Source organism: Zoogloea oryzae, assembly GCF_030161255.1.
GTDB lineage: Bacteria > Pseudomonadota > Gammaproteobacteria > Burkholderiales > Rhodocyclaceae > Zoogloea > Zoogloea oryzae.
Map to the genome: position 1 here is coordinate 48,897 of NZ_BSPX01000003.1, position 19,318 is coordinate 68,214.

Below are 19,318 nucleotides of genomic sequence, written 5' to 3' on the forward strand. Positions count from 1 at the left end.
CCGACCGCGCGTTTGATTGGCGCATCGCAACAACCGCCAAAATGGGAAGCGCCGGAATGTGAGATAATTATCGGTCGCCTCCATTTTACATTCGTGGCCCATGACAACCCGTCGCTCCAACTTCCTGTCGTCGCGCGTTTTCTGGGCCATCGCGGTGGTCTTCTGCGCCATCGAAGGAGCGATCCTCGCCCTGGCCTACGAACGCAACATCGACCAGATCGAGCTCTCCGACCAGGTTGCGCTGGTGCGCGAATCGACCATCGTCGTGTGGCGGCTGGCAGCCGGTTCCAGCGTGGTGTCCGGCAGCGAATTCCCCGACAACCCGACCGTCACCGACCCCCAGTTCGTGTGGCTGACCGCAGCCTTGCAGGGCCTGCGCACTGGGGGTGAGGTGCAGGGGCTCGACGGCACCATCTTCCATCTCTTCCCGATCGAAGCCGCCGACACCCGACACACCCTCACCGACGCCATCGTCCGCTGGAGCAGCTTCCTGCGCCTGCACACCCACGCCCCGGGCGCCAGCACCGCCTACGAAGAACTCCGCGCCCTCGGCCCCACCCTCGCCGGGCTGGGCATCCATCTGGCCGAAAAACGCGACGAAGCGAGCCGCGCCGCCATGCGGTTGGTGATCCTTGCGCTGGGCACCAGCGTGCTGGCCTTCGTGATCGTCGGCACCCTGCTCATCCGCCAGACCCGCCGTTTCGAACGCTCCGGCCAGCTGATGCGCTCGATGATGAATCAGATCGGCGCAGGGGTCTGCATCCTCGGCAGCACCGACAAGATCGCCGACGCCAACCGGGCCGCCTGCCGGATGCTCGGCCGCCCGCGCCGCGAGCTGCGCGGCAAACGTCTCGACGAGATCCTTCAGGAAAACGACGGGGTCTGGACGGGCGAGCGCCCCGACGGCATGCCACTGGCCATCGAACGCATCCCCGGCATGATCCAGAGCGAGAAAGGCCCGCTGCGCATCGTCACCCTCCTCGACATCACCGCCCGCCACCTCACCAACGAGTGCCTCCAGCATCTCGCCAACCACGACCCGCTCACCGGCCTGCCCAACCGGGGCTTCCTCGAAGGCTACTTCACCCGCGAACTCGCCCGCAGCAGCAAGCAGGGGCTGGTGCTTGGCGTCGCAGCGCTCGACCTCGACGGCTTCAAGCCGGTCAACGACACCTACGGCCATGCGGTCGGTGACGAGCTGCTCGTCCAGATCGCCCAACGCTTCACATCCGCCCTGCGCATCAGCGACCTAATCGCCCGCACCGGCGGCGACGAATTCGTCGGCATCTTCCCCGACGTGGGCAACCGCGAGAGCCTGTCCTTTCTGGGCGAAAGGCTGCTCGGCGTGTTCGACCACCCCTTCCAGGTCAGGGGCCACGTGATCTCGCTCACCGGCAGCATCGGCCTCGCCATCGCCCCGGATGACGGCGAGGATCAGGACAGCCTGGTCCGTGCAGCCGACGCGGCCATGTACCGGGCCAAGCAGTCCGGACGCCGCCGCCTCCAGCTGACCGCCGTCGGCACCCCGGGGCGAGCCGCCTGACGCCTGTTTCGGGGCAGGCCTGGTATCAGGTAAACTGCACTGTTTTGTCGCACGAACCTGCCTTGCAACTGCCCGCCTCCACCGACCACGCCGACCTGCCCGTCCGCGACACCTTCCCGCTGGGTTGGGCGCTCGCGCCTGCGCTCGTCCTCGCCGGGCTTGCCGGCGCAGTGGCCCTGGCCGGCAGCAACCAGCACCTGTTCGTCGAACTCAACGCCGCCAGCGGCAGTCTGCCGCCGCGCCTGTGGGCCATGATCACCGTCTGCGGATCGGTGCTCGGCGCCATCGCGATCCTCGCCGCCACCATCAAGACCCAGCCCCGCTGGCTGGCCTCCGCCTTCATTGGCGCACCGCTGGCCATCCTCTTCAGCGAAGGCGGCAAGCGTTATTTCGACGTGATGCGCCCAGCCGGCGTGCTGGAGCCCGAGAGCTTCAACCTCATCGGCCAGAAGCTCTACGTCCATGCGTTTCCGTCGGGCCACTCGGTCACCGCATTTTGTGTGGCCGCTGCGATCATCCTCAGCTGGCCGAAACCTGAAAACCGCTGGCGCGCCGGATTGGCCGGCCTGCTGCTCGCCAGCCTCGTCGCCTTTTCCCGGATCGCCGTCGGCGCCCACTGGCCACTCGACATCCTCACTGGGGCGGCCGGCGGCTGGCTTGCCGGCGCCGTCGGCGCATGGCTCACCACCCGCAGCGATTTCCTCCACTCGCCCCGCGGCGCCCGGGTGATGGCCACCATCGCCCTCGCCACCAGCCTGGCGATGCTGTTCATCGACCTTGGCCAGCCGGACGCGCGCCTGTTTCGCATCAGCCTCGCCGCCTGGGGTATCGGCGGCGCCGCAGCAGCCCTGATGAACGACCGGGAGCCGCGCACATGAACCTCAAACGACTTCTCGCCATCGCCGTCTCGGCGGGGCTGCTGGCCTGGCTGATGGCCGACGGCCGCTGGCGCGGGCTTGGCGAGGTGATCCAGCGCCTCAGCGGGCCGACTCTCGCCCTGTCGGCGGCGGGCTTCGCCCTCTCCTACCTGCTACGCGCGCTGCGCATCTATGACGAATTCCGTGCCCAGGCCGGCGGACGCTTCGGCACCTGCCTGCGCATCACCCTCATCCATAACGCGATGATCAACGTCGTGCCCTTCCGGGGCGGCGAGGCGGCCTTCCCGATCCTGCTCCGGCAGAACTTCGGCGTGCCGCTGCCCCGGGCCATTGCGTCGCTCTTCTGGTTCCGTTTGCAGGACGCCTTCGTGGTGATGGCGCTGGCCGCCGTGGTGTGGCCCGGCCTGCATCCTGCGCTCAAGGCACTGGCCGTGGCCGGCGTGCTGCTGACGGCCTGGTGGCTGCCCCGCTGGGCGCGGGCGCCCCACGCCTGGGCCGACGGCAGCGGCCTCACCGCCAAGTTCGCCAAGGTGCGCGATGCCTTCGCCGAAAGCACCAAACACGCCCGCTACGGCTGGGTATGGACCATCGCCAACTGGAGCGTGAAGCTCGCCGCCCAGGCCTGGCTGCTTTCCGCGCTGATCCCCGCCGCCCTCGACGTGGGCGCGGCTGGCGCCCTCGGAGCCGAACTCGCCGCGATCCTCCCGATACAAGGCGTGGCGGGCTTCGGCACCTACGAGGCTGGCGCCGCGGCTGCCCTGCTGCCCAGCGGCGTGCCCCTCCAGGCCGGCCTGCAGGTGGCGCTGGCGCTGCATCTTTTCGTGATCGCCTGTTCGGTCACTTCCGGGGCGATCGCCTGGCTTTTCCCTGCCGCAGCGGCACCGGAAACGCGCGCCGACGCCCCGTCCGACATACAATCCGCCTCGTCCGCCGCCGACGGGGCGCCCACCCGAACTTCAGCCGACTGACCACCATGACCGACGTCACCCAATACGATTCCCCGCTCCCGCCCGCCAAGGCGGAGATTCCCGCCGATCTGCCGCCCCATCGCCTGTCGGTGGTGGTGCCGCTCTACAACGAGGAAGACAACGTGGATCCGCTCCTCGCGCGCATCCACCTGGCCCTCGACGGCTATCCCTACCCGTGGGAAGTCGTGATCGTCGACGACGGCTCGTCCGACAACACCGTCCCCAACCTCGAGAAGGCCGCGGCCCGCCTCGGCCCCCACGTGCGCATCGTCGCGCTGATGCGCAACTTCAAGCAGACCGCCGCCATGCAGGCCGGCCTCGACGCCGCCCGCGGCGACGTGATCGTCACCATGGACGGCGACCTCCAGAACGACCCGATCGACATCCCCCGGATGGTCGGCCGCCTGCTGCGCGAGGATCTCGACCTCGTCGCCGGCTGGCGCAAGAACCGCAAGGACGGGATGATCCTGCGGAAGATCCCCTCCAAGATCGCCAACCGCCTGATCGCCCGCATCACCGGCGTCAAGCTGCAGGATTACGGCTGCTCCCTCAAGGCCTTCCGCGCCACCGCGATCAAGAACGTGCGCCTGTACGGCGAGATGCACCGCTTCATCCCGGCGTGGCTCGCCACCGTCACCACCCCGCGCAAGATCGCCCAGGAAGTCGTCACCCACCACGCGCGGATGTTCGGCGAATCCAAGTACGGCATCTCGCGCACCTTCCGGGTGATCCTCGATCTGATCTTCGTCTACTTCTTCATGCGCTTCCGCACCCGTCCGGGCCACTTCTTCGGTGGCATCGGCCTGGGCCTGGGCGCGCTGGGCATGCTGATCCTCACCTACCTCACCGGTCTCAAGCTCTTCACCGGCGCCTCCATCGGCACCCGGCCGATGTTCTTCGGTGGCTTCTTCTTCGTGATCGCCGGCATCCAGATGGTCACCACCGGCGTGCTGGCCGAGCTGCTCACCCGGGTGTACTTCGAATCCGGCCAGAGCCAGGCCTACGTCGCCCGCGAAACCTCGCCCCTCGACGACGGTCAGGGCTGGCACAGCGCCAAGGTCTGAACCGCCTTTCGCCCATGATCGGTCACGCCAGCGCCGAAAGGCGGCTCGCGGGTAGCACCCTCGGCCGCCTGATCCTCGTCCTGCCCTTCATCGCCTTCCTGCTCCGGCTGGGGGGCGCGCCGCTTTTCGACGTGGACGAAGGCGCGTTCTCCGAAGCCACTCGCGAGATGTTCGAGCGGGGTGATTTCCTGTTCACCTATCTCAACGGCGCGCCACGCTTCGACAAGCCGATCTTCATCTACTGGCTGCAGTCGGTGGGCTACCTGATCTTCGGCGCCAGCGAGTGGGCCTTCCGCCTGCCCTCGGCCGTGGCCGCCATCGTCTGGAGCTACGCCACCTACTTCTTCGCCCGCAAGCGCTTTGGCGAAGAAGCCGGGCTGCTGGCGCTGGCCGTGGCGAGCACCGCGCTGGGCCCCTTCGCCATCGGCCGCGCCGCCACCGCCGACGGGCTGCTCAACTGCCTGCTGGCGCTCACCCTGTTCGACGTGTGGCGTCATCTCGAAAGCGGCCAGCGCGCGCCGCTGCTGCGCGCCTTCGTGTGGATGGGCATCGGCGCCCTCACCAAGGGGCCTGTGGCGCTGGTGGTGCCGGGCGCGGTGAGCTTTCTCTACTGCGCCAGCCGCGGCGAATGGACGCGCTGGCTGAAGATGCTCTTCAACCCAGCTGGGCTGGCGATCCTCGTCGTCATCGTCGCACCCTGGTACGCCTACGCGCTCCACCTGCACGGCCAGGCCTTCATCGACGGCTTCATCCTGCGCCACAACGTGCAGCGCTTCTCGGGCTCCCTCGAAGGCCACGGCGGCAGCGCGTTCTACTACCTGCTTGCCGTGCCGCTGCTGCTGCTGCCCTGGAGCGGTCTCCTGATCAGCGCCCTCGCCCGCCTGCGTGCGGGGCTCGCCGATCCGCTGCAGCGTTTCCTGTGGATCTGGTTCGGCTTCGTGCTGGGCTTCTTCTCGCTGTCGGGCACCAAGCTGCCCCACTACGTGCTCTACGGCTGCACACCGCTGTTCGTCCTGATCGGCCTCCATTCCCAGTCGATCCGCCGGGCCTGGCCGCATCTGCTGCTGCCCGGGCTGCTGTTCATCCTGTTCCCGCTGCTGCCCAACCTGTTCGATGCCCTCTCCCGCAGCACCCTCGGCGACGGCTTCTACCGCGCCCAGCTGGCCCGGGCGCTGCCGATGGCCGACACCTTCTACATCGGCGCCACCATCGCCGGGCTGGTGATCTGGGCCGCGGTCGTGTTCTTCCCACGGATGCCCATGCTCGCCAAGCTGGTGGTGACCGGCGCGATGCAGGTCATCCTGCTCGCCGGCGTCGTGGTGCCCTACGCGGGCGAACTCGTGCAGGGCCCGGTCAAGGCGGCCGGGCTCAAGGCCCGGGAGCTTGGCGGCGAGGTCGTTTTCTGGCGCTTCACTACCGCGCCGAGCTTCAGCGTCTATCGCCAGGCCGTCACTTTGAAGGGTGATCCCAAGCCCGGCCAGTTGGCCCTCACCCGCATCGACCGCCTGCCGCCCGACGCCCCGGTCGACACCGTCTTCCAGGAAGGCGGCGTGGTGCTCGTGAAGGCCCGCCCGTGAATACCGGAGACAGCCGCGCCGCGCCCCTCGCGGTGATCGTCGCCGTGCTCACTGCCTACCGGCTGTGGGTGATCGGCCACCTGGGCATCGACCTTTATGTGGACGAGGCCTACTACTGGGGCTGGTCGCAGAACCTCGACTGGGGCTACTTCTCCAAGCCGCCGGTGATCGCCGCACTGATCGCCGGCAGCACGGCGATCCTCGGCAACAGCCTCATCGCCATCAAGCTGCCCTCGCTGCTGCTCTACCCGGCCACAGCCTTCGCGCTGTATGCGCTGGGCGCGCGGCTGTATTCGACACGGGTCGGCTTCTGGGCAGGCCTCGGCTTCATGTCGATGCCGCTGGTAGCCGCCCTCGGGCTGTTCGTCTCCACCGACGCGCCGCTGCTCCTGTGCTGGTCGCTGGCGCTGCTGTTCCTGCTGCGGGCGCTCGATGAAGAAGGCTGGGCCAACTGGCTGGCCTGCGGGGCGGTCATCGGCATCGGCCTGATGTCGAAATACACAATGGCCGCCTTCCTGCCGTCGGCGCTGCTGCTGATCGTCCTGTCGCCTCGTCACCGCCGCTGGCTGGCCCGGCCCCAGCCGTGGGTGGCGCTGGTCCTGGCCGCGGCCATCCTGTCGCCCAACCTTTACTGGAACTGGGCTCACGACTTTCCCACCTTCCGCCACACCGCCGAGATCACCCGCGTCGGCCACGGCGAGCGCGGCTGGCACCCGGGCCAGTTGGGCGAGTTCATCGGCGCCCAGTGGCTGTCCTTCGGCCCGCTGCTGGGCGTACTGCTGGGCTGGGCGCTGCTCCGCAGCTTCAAGCTGTGGCGCAATGATGCCCACCGAACCCTGCTGATCTTCATCGTCCCGCTGCTGCTGCTGGTGAGCTTCCAGGCCCTCACCGGCCGGGCCAACGGCAACTGGGCGGCGCCGATCTTCGTGGCCGCCTGCCTGCTGGTGCCGGCGGTGTTCCTGACCGATCGCCGGCGCTGGGTGATTGCCGGTGTGGTGGTCAATCTGGTGGCATCCCTCGGCGCCTACCACTGGCCTGACATCGCCCGGATCGCCGGCATCGACCTCACCGCGAAAAACGACCCGTACAAACGCGCCCGGGGCTGGATCAACATGGCCGACGGCGTGGCGCCCTATCTCGCCCAGCACCCTGGCGCCATCCTGGTGGGCGAAGACCGGGAGATCATTGCCCACCTCGTCTATCGCCTGCACCCCACCGCCTACGCAGCCTGGAACCCCGGTCACCTCCCCCGCGACCAGTACGAAGTCACCACCACCCTCGCCGACAAGCGCGGGCGCGACGTGCTTTACGTGGGCCGCAAGGCCGAGATCCCCGACATCGCCGCGCGCTTTGCTTCCAGCGAACAGCTCGGCAAGGTGGTAGTGCCGATCCACAAGGATTTCAAGCGGGAGGTGTATGTCTTCCTGCTGAGGGATTTCCAGGGCTATTGAGCCAGCCCGGCGCAATCAGCCCTGGCTGTTGTCCGGCAGCGCGCCCGGCAGATCGTCCAGCTGCGCCGCCTCGATGCGCTGAAAGTGCGCGCTGATCTTGCGTGATGAAGTCTGCACCTCGGCCACGTCTTCGCCGGCCTGGCGGATATGGGTGGCGAGCTTCTGCATCCGCTCGTCGAAGCGGTTGAAATCCTTGGCGAGCTTGCCCAGCGCATCCTTGATGACGTGGATCTGCTTGCGGGTTTCCACGTCCTTCAGCACCGCGCGGGCGGTGTTGAGCACGGCCATCAAGGTGGTCGGCGAGACGATCCACACCCGCCGGCTCATGGCGTAGGCGATCACCTCCGGGTGATAGGCGTGGAGCTCGGCGAACACTGCCTCGGCGGGAAGGAACATCACCGCCCCGTCCGACGTCACCTCGGGCAGGATGTACTTGCCGGCGATGGCATCCACATGCTTCTTCACGTCGCTGCGGAAGGCCGTCTGGGCCGCGCGGCGCTCCAGTTCGCCCACCTCGGCGGCGAACATCCGGTGATAATTTTCCAGCGGAAACTTCGAATCCACGATCACCATGCCGGTGGGCTCTGGCAGGCGCAGCACGCAGTCGGCGCGGGTGCCGTTGGGCAGCGTGAACTGAAAATCGAAGGACTCCGGCGGCAGCGCGTTGCGCACCAGCGCCTCCAGCTGGACCTCACCGAACGCGCCCCGGGCCCGCTTGTCGCCCAGCAGCTCCTGCAGGCTCACCACGTTGGTGGTCAGGTCGCCGATCTTCTTCTGGGCCTCGTCGATGGTCGCGAGCCGGGCCATCACGCTCGCAAAGGTCTCGTTGGTCTTGCGGAAGCCTTCATCGAGGCGCTGATTGACGTGACCGGTGATCGCTTCGAGGCGCTCGCCCACGGTGCGGTTCATCGCCTCGATGCTGGTGCCAAGCTGCTCGGACGCGCTCTTGAGGCCGTTCTGGAGGAGCTCCCGGTCGGCGCGGGCATGGTCGGCGAGGGTCTTGAGCGTCTCGGCCAGCATCTCGCTGCGGAGCTTTTCCTGGCCGGCGGCAAAGGCGTTGGCGAGATCCGCCAGGCGCAGGACGGTCTCCTCCTTCTGGCTGCCCAGCTGGCCTACGAGCGCGAGATGAAGCTGCTGCAAAGCCTGGCGCGAGGCGGCCTGCTCGGCGTCGAGCCGATCCCGCAGGTTATCCACCTCGGCGGCCACCAGATCGATGACCCGGTCGCTTCCGGCCACGGACGTAGCCTGCAACTCCTTCACCAGCTGCAGCTGCTGCTCGGCAAACCCTTGATCGACCCGCCGCCCCAGGCGCCCGATCTGGACGAGCAGCCACAGCACGGCCAGCACCAGCACGGCAAAGGCAACGAGGAAGATCAGCAGAAACGCGGCGTCGGTATTCATCGGCCGGAGTATATCGCGGAGAACTGTAAATTAGTTCAGTGCGCGCAGACTTGCCAGCGGCGGCCGGTAAAGCAGGTGGCGGGTGCCGAGCCAGCCGGCGAGCGTGACGATCGCGCAACCGGCCACAGCCCCCGCCAGCAGCGGCAGCACGCTGGGCACGTAGGGCAGCTTGAAGACGAAATGGGCCAGCGCCCAGCCGATGCCCGTCGCGCCCACGCCGGCCAGCACGCCGGCCACCAGCCCGAGGGCGGCGAACTCGGCGAGCAGCGCCCAGCGCAGCTGGCGGTTGCGGGCGCCGAGGGTACGCAGGATCGCCAGCTCGCGCTCCCGCTCGTCGTGGGTGGCCTGGAGGGCTCCGAACAGCACGACCACCCCGGCCACCACCGCAAAGCCGAACACGAACTGCACCGCCGCGATCAGCTGATCCACCATGGTCTGGATCTGCCCGATCACCGCCGCCACGTCGATCACCGTGAAGTTGGGAAAGGCTGCCACCAGCCGGTTGGCAAAATCCATCTTCGCCGGCGGCAGGTAGAAGCTGGTGATGTAGCTGGCCGGGAAATCCTCCAGCATCCCCGGCGCCGCGATCACGAAGAAGTTAACCCGCATCGAATCCCAGTCGAGCTTGCGCAGGCTGGTGATGCGCGCTTCCGACCGGGTGCCAGCAATCTCGAAGGTCAGCACGTCGCCCATCGCGAGCCCGAGGGTCTGGGCCAAGCCCTGTTCGACCGAGAACTGCGGCTGCCGGCTCTCACCGTGCCACGCGCCCGCCACCACGCTGTTGCCATCCGGCAGGCGGGTGTCGAAAGAGAGGTTGAAATCGCGGTCGACGAGGCGCTTTGCACGCTCCTCGGGGTAGTCGTCCGGCCCCACCGGGCGGCCATTCACGGCCACCAGCCGGCCCCGGATCATCGGCTGCATCGAGGGCGACATGCGGCCCTCCACCCGGAAAAACTGGCCCAGCGGCTCCACCTGATCAGGCTGGATGTTGATGACGAAACGGTTGGGCGCATCCGCCGGCGTCGCCTGCTTCCAGTTGGCGAGCAGATCCCCCCGGACGAGCGTGAGGAGCAGCAGCGCCGTCAGCCCCATGCCGAGGGCCAGCACCTGCACGAGGCTCGCCACCGGCCGCCGGCGCAGCGCCGCCAGGCCGTAACGCCAGCCACTGCCCTCCACCGCCCGCAGGCGGCCGAGGCTCCGCAGTACCAGCCAGCCCACGCCGCCATACACCGCAAAGGCCAGCGCAAAGCCGCCCACCACCCAGGCGCCGAGCAGCCAGTCGCGGGCGATGCCCACCAGCAGGCCAGCCAGCACCAGCGCGCCGATCGCCCACGCAAGACCTTCCCGCGCGGCGATGCCGTCCCATTCCCGGCGCAGCACCCGCAGCGTGGGCACCCGGCCCAGGCGGATCAGCGGCGGCAGCGCAAAACCCAGCAGCAGCAACAGGCTCACCGCCAGCCCGTGGGCCACCGGCCACCAGCCCGGCGCCGGCAGCGGAAATCCCACCAGATCACCCAGCAGGCCATTGAGCACGAACTGCACTGCAAACCCCAGCGCACAGCCCACCACGCCGGCAAACAGCCCCAGCAGCACGAACTCGCCGATGAAGAGCCGCAGCAACTGCCCCTGCTTGGCCCCCACGCAGCGCATTACCGCGCAGCCATCCAGATGGCGCTCCACGAAACGCCGGGTGGCGAGCCCCACCGCCACCGCCGCCAGCACCACCGCCAGCATCGCCGCAAAACGCAGGAAGCGCTCGGTACGGTCGAGGGTGGAACGCACCTCGGGCCGGGCGTTATCGACGGTCTCGAGGCGCTCGCCCCGCTGCAGCCGCGGCTTGGCCCAAGCCTCGAAACCGGCCACGGCGGCTGGTTCGCCCGCCACATGCAGGTGGTAGAAGGCCCGGCTGCCGGGCTGGATCAGCCGGGTTGCGGGCAGGTCGGCGGCGTTGATGACGAGTCTAGGTAGCAGGCTGAAGAAGTTGGCGCCCCGGTCGGATTCGAAACTCAGCACCGCCGCCATCTTCATCCGCAGCGCGCCCAGGCCGATCTCGTCGCCAACCTTCGCGCCCAGCGCGCTGGCGAGCCGCTCGTCCAGCCACAGCGTACCCGGCGCGGGGATGCCGCGCGCCGGGGCGTCCGGCTGGTTGAGGCCCGGCGCGATGCGGATCGAGCCCCGCAGCGGATGACCGTCCTCGACGACCTTCACGCCCGCCAGCTGCGCACCGTCGCCCAGGCTGGCCATGCTGGTGAAGGTGGCCGAGACCACCGACTTCAGCCCACGTCGGGTGGCTTCGTCCCGATAGGCCGGGTCGAGGGTGTGATCGGAAACCAGCACCAGATCACCGCCCAGGAGCTGGTTGGCCTCGCGCTTGAGGGCCTGGGCGACCCGGTCGGTGAAGAAGCCGACGCTGGTCAGGCTGGCGACGGCGATCACCAGGGCCATCACGAGCAGGCCCAGTTCGCCGGCACGCAGATCGCGCCGGAGCATCCGGAGGGAGAGGGAGAACATGGTTCAGGCGGGAAGCGGCAACCAGCGTTGGAGCGGGCGACGGCGCAAAAGTGCCCGCCCCGGGATGAAGGCCCTCAGGCGTCGGCCAGCCAGCGTTCCACCAGACGCACCCAGTAGGCCACGCCGTAGGGAATCGCGTCGTCGTTGAAGTCATAGTGGGGGTTGTGCAGCGTGCAGCCGCCCTCTCCCGGGCCGTTGCCGAGCCACACGTAGCAGCCGGGCTTTTCCTGCAGGAAGTAGGCGAAATCCTCGGCGCCCATGCTGGGTTTGGGGTCGATGAGGGTGTTGCCCTCGCCGCACACCTCGCCCGCCACCCGGGCGCAAAACTCGGCCTCGGGCACGGTGTTGATGGTCGGCGGATAGCCGCGCCTGTAGCTGAAATGCACGTTGGCGCCAAAGGCCGCGCCGATGCCCGCGCACACCCGCTGCATGGCGTCTTCCACCTGGGCCCGGACGTCAGGACGGAAAGCCCGCACCGTGCCGCCGATGCGCACCACGTCGGGGATCACGTTGTAGGCGTCGCCCGCGTGGAACTGGGTGACCGACAGCACCGCCGAATCCGCCGGGTCCACGTTGCGGCTCACCACCGACTGCAGCGCCTGCACCAGCGCAGCACCGCACAGCACCGGGTCGATGCCCTGATGGGGCATGGCGGCGTGGGCGCCGTGGCCTCGGATCTCGATGTCGAAGCGGTCGGCACAGGCCATCACGGGGCCGCGATGCACGGCGATCTGCCCCACCGGCACACCGGGCCAGTTGTGCATGCCGAACACCGCCTCCATCGGAAAGCGCGTGAACAGCCCGTCGGCAATCATCTCCGGCGCGCCGCCCTCGCCTTCCTCGGCGGGCTGGAACAGGAAATACACCGTGCCGTCGAATTCCGGGTTGCGCGCGAGGTGCGCCGCGGCGCCCAGCAGCATGGCGGTGTGGCCGTCGTGGCCGCAGGCGTGCATCTTGCCGGGGTGGCGCGAATGGTGGGTGAAGTCGTTCTTCTCCTGGATCGGCAGTGCGTCCATGTCGGCGCGAAGGCCGATGGCGCGCTTGCTCGTACCGGCCCGCAGCACGCCCACCACGCCGGTCTTGCCGACGCCCCGATGGGTTTCGATACCCAGCGCCTCCAGGCGATCGGCCACCAGCGCGGCGGTGCGATGCTCTTCGAAGGCCAGTTCGGGGTGGGCGTGAATGTCACGGCGGATGGCCGTGGTGGCGGCCTGTTCGGCGCGCAGCGTGTCGAGTAGATTCATGGTGCGTCCCCGATGCGTCGAGAATCGGCCCTGTGGCCGGATTCGCGAAATAATAGCAGCGGCGCCGCTTTCGCCCCACCGCGCCAAACCACAATTGCGCCGACGATCCACGATGAAGCTTTTTTACGCCGACCACTTCGTGCTGCCCCTTCCGCCGGGCCACCGCTTTCCGATGGAGAAGTACAGCCGCCTGCGCGAACGCCTGCTCGCCAGCGGCCACTTTGCGCCCGACGACTTCCGCGTGCCCGACGCCGCCAGCGACACGGAGCTCCTGCGCGCCCACGACGCCGGCTACGTGCAGCGAGTGGTGCGCGGCACGCTCGGCCACGACGAAGTCCGGCGGATCGGCTTTCCGTGGTCCGAGGCGATGGTCGAGCGTTCGCGTCGGTCGGCCGGCGCCACGCTCGCTGCCTGCCGCGCCGCGCTGGCCGAAGGCTGGGCCGCCAACCTTGCCGGCGGCACCCACCACGCCTTCCGTGATCGGGGCGAAGGCTTCTGCGTGTTCAACGACGCCGCCGTGGCCGCCCTCGCCATGCGCGCCGAAGGCCGCGTGGAGCGCGTGGCGATCGTCGATTGCGATGTGCATCAGGGCAACGGCACGGCGTCCATCCTCGCCAACCGGGCCGACTGCTTCACCTTCAGCATCCACGGTGCGCGCAACTTTCCCTTCGACAAGGAAACCAGCGATCTGGACGTGGAGCTCCCCGACGGCACCAGCGACGAAGCCTACCTCGCGGCCCTCGACGACGCGCTGGCGCTCGTATTCCGCCACCAGCCCGACCTGGTGATCTACCTCGCTGGCGCCGATCCATTTGAAGACGACCGCCTCGGCCGCCTCAAGCTCAGCAAGACCGGCCTCGCCGCCCGGGACGAGCGCGTGCTGGGCGAATGCCAGCGCCGGAGTCTTCCCGTCGCCATCGCCATGGCCGGCGGCTACGCCCGGCAGATCGACGACACCGTGGCGATCCACGCCGCCACCATCGACACCGCCCGCCGGATTTTCGCTACCGCAGCGCCGCTATAATTGACGCAAACGTCAACGTCAGCCCTTCCCCAGAGAGGAATCCCCATGCGTTTCGAAGGCTCCGAGAACTACGTCGCCACGCCCGACCTGATGCTGGCCGTCAATGCCGCGATCCGGCTGCAGCGGCCGCTCCTCATCAAGGGCGAACCCGGCACCGGCAAGACCATGCTCGCCGAAGAAGTGGCCGCCGCCCTGGGCATGCCGCTGCTGCAGTGGCACATCAAATCCACCACCAAGGCCCAGCAGGGGCTCTACGAATACGACGCGGTGTCGCGCCTGCGCGATTCCCAGCTCGGCGATGACCGCGTGAAGGACATCGGCAACTACATCGTCAAGGGCACCCTGTGGCAGGCCTTCGAGGCCGACGCGCCCTGCGTGGTGCTGATCGACGAGATCGACAAGGCCGACATCGAGTTCCCCAACGACCTCCTGCGCGAGCTCGACCGCATGGAGTTCTTCGTGTACGAAACCCGCGAGCTGGTGAAAGCGAAGCACCGCCCCATCGTCTTCATCACCTCCAACAACGAGAAGGAACTGCCCGACGCCTTCCTGCGCCGGTGCTTCTTCCACTACATCAAGTTCCCGGATCGGGACACCATGCACAAGATCGTCGACGTGCACTTCCCCGGCATCAAGCAGTCGCTGCTGAAGGAAGCGCTGGAAGTCTTCTTCGGCCTGCGCGACGTGCCGGGGCTGAAGAAGAAACCTTCCACGTCCGAGCTCATCGACTGGCTCAAGCTGCTGGTGTCCGAGGACATCCCGCCCGAAGCCCTGCGTTCGCCCGACCAGAAGGCCATCATCCCGCCGCTCCACGGTGCGCTGCTCAAGAACGAGCAGGACATGCACCTCTTCGAGCGACTGGTGTTCATGGCCCAGCGCAACCGCTGACGGCCGCCGGAGCGCCGCGATGCTCATCGACTTCTTCCTGCACCTCAAGGCCCGCAAGCTGCCGGTATCCACCAAGGAATTCCTGACCCTGCTCGAAGCCCTGCAGGCCGGGCTGGGCAACCACAGCCTGGACGACTTCTACTTCCTGTCCCGCGCCACGCTGGTCAAGGACGAATCCCAGTTCGACCGCTTCGATCAGGCCTTCGGTGAATACTTCAAGGGCGTCGAGTCGGTGCCCGGGCTGGAAGTCGATCTGCCCGAAGAATGGCTCAAGGCGATGATGCAGAAGCACCTCACGCCCGAGGAGAAGGCCAAGCTCGAGGCGCTGGGCTGGGACAAACTGATGGAGGAATTCAAGAAACGCCTCGCCGAGCAGAAAGGCCGCCACCAGGGCGGCAGCAAGTGGGTCGGCACCGGCGGCACCTCGCCCTTCGGCAACAGCGGCTACAACCCGGAAGGCATCCGCGTGGGCGGCGAATCCGCCGGCAACCGCACCGCCGTCAAGGTGTGGGACCAGCGCGAGTATCGCAACCTGGACGACACCGTCGAGCTCGGCACCCGCAACATCAAGGTCGCGCTACGTCGCCTGCGCCGCTTCGCCCGCCTGGGCGCGCCGGACGAGCTGGATCTGGACGGCACCATCGCCGCCACCGCCCGCAACGCCGGCTACCTCGATCTGCTGATGCGCCCCGAGCGCCACAACGCGGTGAAGGTGCTGATCTTCTTCGACGTGGGCGGCTCAATGGACCCGTACGTGAAGGTGTGCGAAGAGCTGTTCTCGGCCTGCCGCGCCGAATTCAAGCACCTGGAGTACTTCTACTTCCACAACTGCGTGTACGACCACGTGTGGCGCGACAGCTTCCGCCGCCACTCCGAGCGCACACCCACCCTCGACGTGATCCACAAGTACGGGCCCGACTACAAGTTGATCTTCGTGGGCGACGCGACCATGAGCCCCTACGAGATCCTCCAGCCCAATGGCTCCATCGAGTACAGCAACACCGAGGCCGGCGCCGTGTGGCTGCGCCGCCTGGCCGAAGCCTACCCGGCCGTCGCGTGGCTCAACCCCGAGCCCGAGCGGATGTGGGATTACCGCCAGTCGATCGGGATCATCCGGCAGATCCTCGCCGAGCGGATGTTCCCGCTGACCCTCGACGGCCTCACCCGGGCCATCAGCCAGCTGTCCCGCAAAAACTGAGGCGGGCCGAAGCCCGCCTCGTTTCACCCGTCGCCGGACAACGCCGGCGCTTACGGCACCCGGTAGAAATCCTGGGTCAGCAGATCGACGCCGCAGGGCAGCTGCTCGATCCAGTCGAGGAAGCGATTGACCATCGCCTTGCCCTCGAAACGGCAGCCGTGCTGGGGCACGATCATCTCCACATCCAGCTGGCGGACCATGTTCACCCAGAAGCGGCAGATCTTGTTGGAGATCATGTAGCGACGGTGAAAGCCGATCATCGTGGCGATGTGCTCGTCGAAGTTGGTGACCGGCTTGGAGGCCTGGTCGTGATCCACGAGGGACGCGCCCATGTCGCCGGTGAACAAAATCTTCGAGACCGGGTCATAGAACTGGAAGTTGCCTTCCGAGTGCATGAAGTGCGCCGGCACCGCCTTGATGGTGTTGTTGCCGAGCACGATGTTCATGCCTTCGTCGGGGATGCCGATGATCCGGGCGGTGTAATCCTTGCCGGTGGTGAAGTGGGGCACGAAGCGCGTCCAGAGCCGCGAGATCATCACCTTGCAGTGGGTGGCGACCATCCACTTGTTGAGGGACGCGATGATGTCCGGATCAGCGTGGGTGGCGAAGATGAAATCCAGCCCGCGGGACGGGAAGAAGCGTTGCATCGACATCAGCAGACCGGTGTAGGTCATGTTGCCGCCCGGATCGATCAGGGCGCCATGCTGGCCGTCTACAATGAGGAACTGATTGCACTGGACCGCGTGGTCGGCCTCCTCGTCCACAAGGTCGTAGAAGGCCAGACAGGCGTGCGTGCCATTGTTGAAGAGTTCGACAGCCATGTTGTTGAAATGTGCAATATCGGTGGGACCAACACTTTATCCGACAAAATGACATGTCGAAAAGGTGACAGTGATTTACATTGACGATTATCAAACTATGTCCTCGTCAGCCTTGCACGTTTTGGAGTATGTTGCCCATTTTTGCCCTGCAGCAAAGAGGCCCCCGCTTGTGAAGAAATCCGCCCTGCTATTCCTCTCCGTCGCTTGCCCCATCCTGTTCGCGGCCGCTCCCGCCACCGCACTGGGGCCCTCGTCCCAGGCGGGCACTTCAAGCTCGCAGGCGAGCCGGCTGGAGAAGACGGTGCCCTTCGGCGGTGCGCGCTCGGCGTACAACGACACCCGCCGGAGCATGCAGGTCAGGCCACCCAGCTCCACCATCTGCGCACTCCGGGAACAGACCCAGGGCATCGGCACGACCCGCCAGGACGCCTCCGGCAAGATCCAGGTCTTCAATGACCCGCGCACCCAGAAGGGCTCCAGCGGCGACATCTACGGCGACTGCAACCGCAGCCTCGCCGGGCGCGTGGCCCCGCGCGGCATCGCCAAGCCCAAGTCTGCCTACAACGCCCGCACCAACACGCTCAACGCAGCCAGCGACGGCTACGTCAACCGCTCGGCCACCCGCTCGATGATGCCGAAGAAGCTGCCCTCCATGTACGACCCGGCCACCGGCACGCTGCGCGCCGCCAAGCGCCCCAACGCCTACCAGATCTACCAGGAATGAAAACGGGGGCGCACACCCAAAGGTATGCGCCCCCGTTCGAGACCACGCCAGCCGGGGCCTGAAACCCCGGCGCGGCAGATCGTCAGTTGCCGTTCATCGCCAGCATCAGCTGGTTGATGCGCTTCACGAAGCTCGCCGGATCGTCCAGCGTACCGCCTTCGGCCAGCAGGGCCTGATCGAAGAGCACCGCCGCCCAGTCGTCGAACTGCTTGTCCTCGTACTTGAGGCGCAGCACCACCGGGTGAGCCGGGTTGATCTCGAGGATCGGCTTGGAGATCGGCATGGTCTGGCCGGCGGCCTTCATCAGGCGCGCCAGGTTCATCCCCATGTCGTGCTCGTCGGCCACCAGGCAGGCGGGCGAATCGGTCAGGCGGTGGGTGACGCGGACTTCCTTCACCTTTTCGCCGAGGGTGGTCTTCATCTTGTCGAGCAGATCCTTCAGCTCGCCGGTCTCCTTCTCGACGGCGGCCTTCTCGGCTTCGTCTTCCAGCTTGCCCAGATCCAGCCCGCCCTTGGCCACCGAGGCCAGCTGCTTGCCGTCGAACTCGGTGAGGTTGCCCACGACCCATTCATCCACGCGGTCGGACAGCAGCAGCACCTCGATACCCTTCTTGCGGAAGATCTCGAGATGCGGGCTATTCTTGGCCGCGTTGAAGCTGTCGGCGGTGACGAAGTAGATCTTGTCCTGACCTTCCTTCATGCGGCCGATGTAGTCGGCCAGCGACACGGTTTCCTCGGCGGTGTCGGCGTGGGTGGAGGCAAAGCGCAGCAGGCCAGCGATCTTCTCCTTGTTGGAGTGATCCTCGCCGACGCCTTCCTTCAGCACCTTGCCGAATTCCTTCCAGAAGGTCGCGTACTTCTCCTTCTCGTTCTCGGCCATGTCCTCGAGCAGGCCCAGCACCTTCTTGGTGCAGCCGGCGCGCAGGGTGTCGATGTCCTTGGATTCCTGGAGGATCTCGCGGGACACGTTGAGCGGCAGGTCGTTGGAATCCACCACCCCACGCACGAAGCGCAGGTACAGCGGCATCAGCTTCTCGGCGTCGTCCATGATGAACACGCGGCGCACATAGAGCTTCACACCGTGGCGGGCCTGGCGGTCCCACATGTCGAAGGGCGCGTGGCCGGGCACGTAGAGCAGCTGGGTGTACTCGTGGCGGCCTTCCACCTTCGAGTGGGTCCAGGCCAGCGGCGCTTCGTAGTCGTGGCCAACGTGTTTGTAGAACTCGGTGTATTCCTCGTCGGTGATGTCCGACTTCGACCGCGCCCACAGGGCGTTGGCCTTATTCACCGTTTCGTCCTCGTCAGTGACGACCTGTTCCTTCTTCTCCTCGTCCCACTGCTCCTTCTTCATCACGATGGGCTGAAGGATGTGGTCGGAGTACTTCTGGATGATCGAGCGGAGCTTCCACGACGACAGCAGGTCGTCCTGGTCTTCACGCAGATGCAAGGTGATCTCGGTGCCGCGGCCGGCCTTCTCGATCGGCTCGACGGTGTACTCGCCGGCGGTGTCGCCGGTCATCGAGCATTCCCACTGCACGCCGTCGGCGGCAGCGAGGCCGGCGCGGCGGGTGCGCACCGTCACCTTGTCGGCCACGATGAATGCAGAGTAGAAGCCCACGCCGAACTGGCCGATCAGGTGGGCGTCCTTCTTCTGGTCGCCGGTGAGCTTGCCGAAGAATTCCTTGGTGCCCGACTTGGCGATGGTGCCCAGGTTGGTCACCACCTCGTCGCGGCTCATGCCGATGCCGTTGTCGGCGATCGTCAGGGTGCGGGCGGTCTTGTCGTAGGCCACGCGGATCTTCAGTTCGGCGTCGTCCTCGAACAGCCCGCCGTTCTCAAGGGCTTCGAAACGCAGCTTGTCACAGGCATCGGAGGCATTCGAAACCAGCTCCCGCAGGAAGATCTCGCGGTTCGAATACAGCGAATGAATCATGAGGTGCAGCAGCTGCTTTACCTCGGCCTGGAAGTTCAAGGTTTGCGCGGACGTTTGCTCGACAGTCATAAAGCTTGCTCCATAAGAACCGTT

General features: G+C 67.0%; 15 protein-coding genes. 10 read left to right on the forward strand and 5 right to left on the reverse strand.

From position 1 onward, the window contains the following. Positions 1-100 precede the first annotated feature (100 nt). From QQK25_RS02175 to QQK25_RS02200, 6 genes are all read left to right on the forward strand, one after another. Positions 101-1,543, forward strand: a complete 1,443-nt coding sequence (locus QQK25_RS02175) for a diguanylate cyclase domain-containing protein (RefSeq protein ID WP_284186531.1) — start codon at positions 101-103, stop codon at positions 1,541-1,543. Positions 1,544-1,605: 62 nt separating this feature from the next. Then, complete coding sequence (locus tag QQK25_RS02180; protein ID WP_284186532.1) at positions 1,606-2,421, forward strand: phosphatase PAP2 family protein; 816 nt, start codon at positions 1,606-1,608, stop codon at positions 2,419-2,421. Continuing rightward, the gene (locus tag QQK25_RS02185; protein WP_284186533.1) at positions 2,418-3,389 is read left to right on the forward strand and encodes a lysylphosphatidylglycerol synthase transmembrane domain-containing protein; all 972 of its coding nucleotides are present in this window, start codon (positions 2,418-2,420) and stop codon (positions 3,387-3,389) included. The genes QQK25_RS02180 and QQK25_RS02185 overlap by 4 nt, the downstream gene beginning before the upstream one ends. A 5-nt stretch (positions 3,390-3,394) precedes the next feature. Then, entirely contained in the window at positions 3,395-4,453 is a 1,059-nt protein-coding gene (locus QQK25_RS02190) for a glycosyltransferase family 2 protein (protein WP_284186534.1), read from the forward strand. A gap of 14 nt (positions 4,454-4,467) precedes the next feature. Beyond that, positions 4,468-6,030, forward strand: coding sequence for an ArnT family glycosyltransferase (locus tag QQK25_RS02195; RefSeq protein WP_284186535.1), 1,563 nt, complete (start codon positions 4,468-4,470; stop codon positions 6,028-6,030). Then, on the forward strand, positions 6,027-7,481 hold the full coding sequence (locus tag QQK25_RS02200) for an ArnT family glycosyltransferase (RefSeq protein ID WP_284186536.1): 1,455 nt from the start codon (positions 6,027-6,029) through the stop codon (positions 7,479-7,481). The genes QQK25_RS02195 and QQK25_RS02200 overlap by 4 nt, the downstream gene beginning before the upstream one ends. A gap of 15 nt (positions 7,482-7,496) precedes the next feature. Here the strand turns inward: QQK25_RS02200 and QQK25_RS02205 are convergent, their stop codons facing one another. From QQK25_RS02205 to QQK25_RS02215, 3 genes are all read right to left on the reverse strand, one after another. Further along, positions 7,497-8,882, reverse strand: a complete 1,386-nt coding sequence (locus tag QQK25_RS02205) for a DNA recombination protein RmuC (protein ID WP_284186537.1) — start codon at positions 8,880-8,882, stop codon at positions 7,497-7,499. 30 nt (positions 8,883-8,912) lie between these two features. Further along, complete coding sequence (locus QQK25_RS02210) at positions 8,913-11,393, reverse strand: ABC transporter permease (protein ID WP_284186538.1); 2,481 nt, start codon at positions 11,391-11,393, stop codon at positions 8,913-8,915. 74 nt (positions 11,394-11,467) lie between these two features. Continuing rightward, a complete protein-coding gene (locus tag QQK25_RS02215; RefSeq protein ID WP_284186539.1) occupies positions 11,468-12,637 on the reverse strand; it encodes a M20 aminoacylase family protein in 1,170 nt (389 codons plus the stop codon). A 112-nt stretch (positions 12,638-12,749) separates the two neighbouring features. On the opposite strand from QQK25_RS02215, the gene QQK25_RS02220 reads away from it, so the two are divergent. Genes QQK25_RS02220 through QQK25_RS02230 form a run of 3 tightly spaced genes read left to right on the forward strand, consistent with a single transcriptional unit; the run spans position 12,750 to position 15,747 of the window. Next, on the forward strand, positions 12,750-13,661 hold the full coding sequence (locus tag QQK25_RS02220; protein ID WP_284186540.1) for a histone deacetylase family protein: 912 nt from the start codon (positions 12,750-12,752) through the stop codon (positions 13,659-13,661). Positions 13,662-13,706: 45 nt separating this feature from the next. Next, positions 13,707-14,549 carry an AAA family ATPase gene (locus QQK25_RS02225; RefSeq protein ID WP_284186541.1) on the forward strand — a complete coding sequence of 281 codons (843 nt, stop codon included), beginning with the start codon at positions 13,707-13,709 and terminating at the stop codon, positions 14,547-14,549. 19 nt (positions 14,550-14,568) lie between these two features. Then, complete coding sequence (locus QQK25_RS02230; RefSeq protein WP_284186542.1) at positions 14,569-15,747, forward strand: vWA domain-containing protein; 1,179 nt, start codon at positions 14,569-14,571, stop codon at positions 15,745-15,747. 50 nt (positions 15,748-15,797) lie between these two features. Here QQK25_RS02230 and QQK25_RS02235 read toward each other — a convergent pair whose 3' ends face one another. After that, complete coding sequence (locus QQK25_RS02235) at positions 15,798-16,568, reverse strand: oxygen-binding di-iron domain-containing protein (protein ID WP_284186543.1); 771 nt, start codon at positions 16,566-16,568, stop codon at positions 15,798-15,800. A gap of 169 nt (positions 16,569-16,737) precedes the next feature. Between QQK25_RS02235 and QQK25_RS02240 the strand changes: the two genes are divergently transcribed. Then, positions 16,738-17,292 carry a hypothetical protein gene (locus QQK25_RS02240; protein WP_284186544.1) on the forward strand — a complete coding sequence of 185 codons (555 nt, stop codon included), beginning with the start codon at positions 16,738-16,740 and terminating at the stop codon, positions 17,290-17,292. An 82-nt stretch (positions 17,293-17,374) separates the two neighbouring features. Here QQK25_RS02240 and htpG read toward each other — a convergent pair whose 3' ends face one another. Then, on the reverse strand, positions 17,375-19,294 hold the full coding sequence (htpG, locus tag QQK25_RS02245; RefSeq protein WP_284186545.1) for a molecular chaperone HtpG: 1,920 nt from the start codon (positions 19,292-19,294) through the stop codon (positions 17,375-17,377). Between the last annotated feature and the right edge of the window lie 24 nt (positions 19,295-19,318).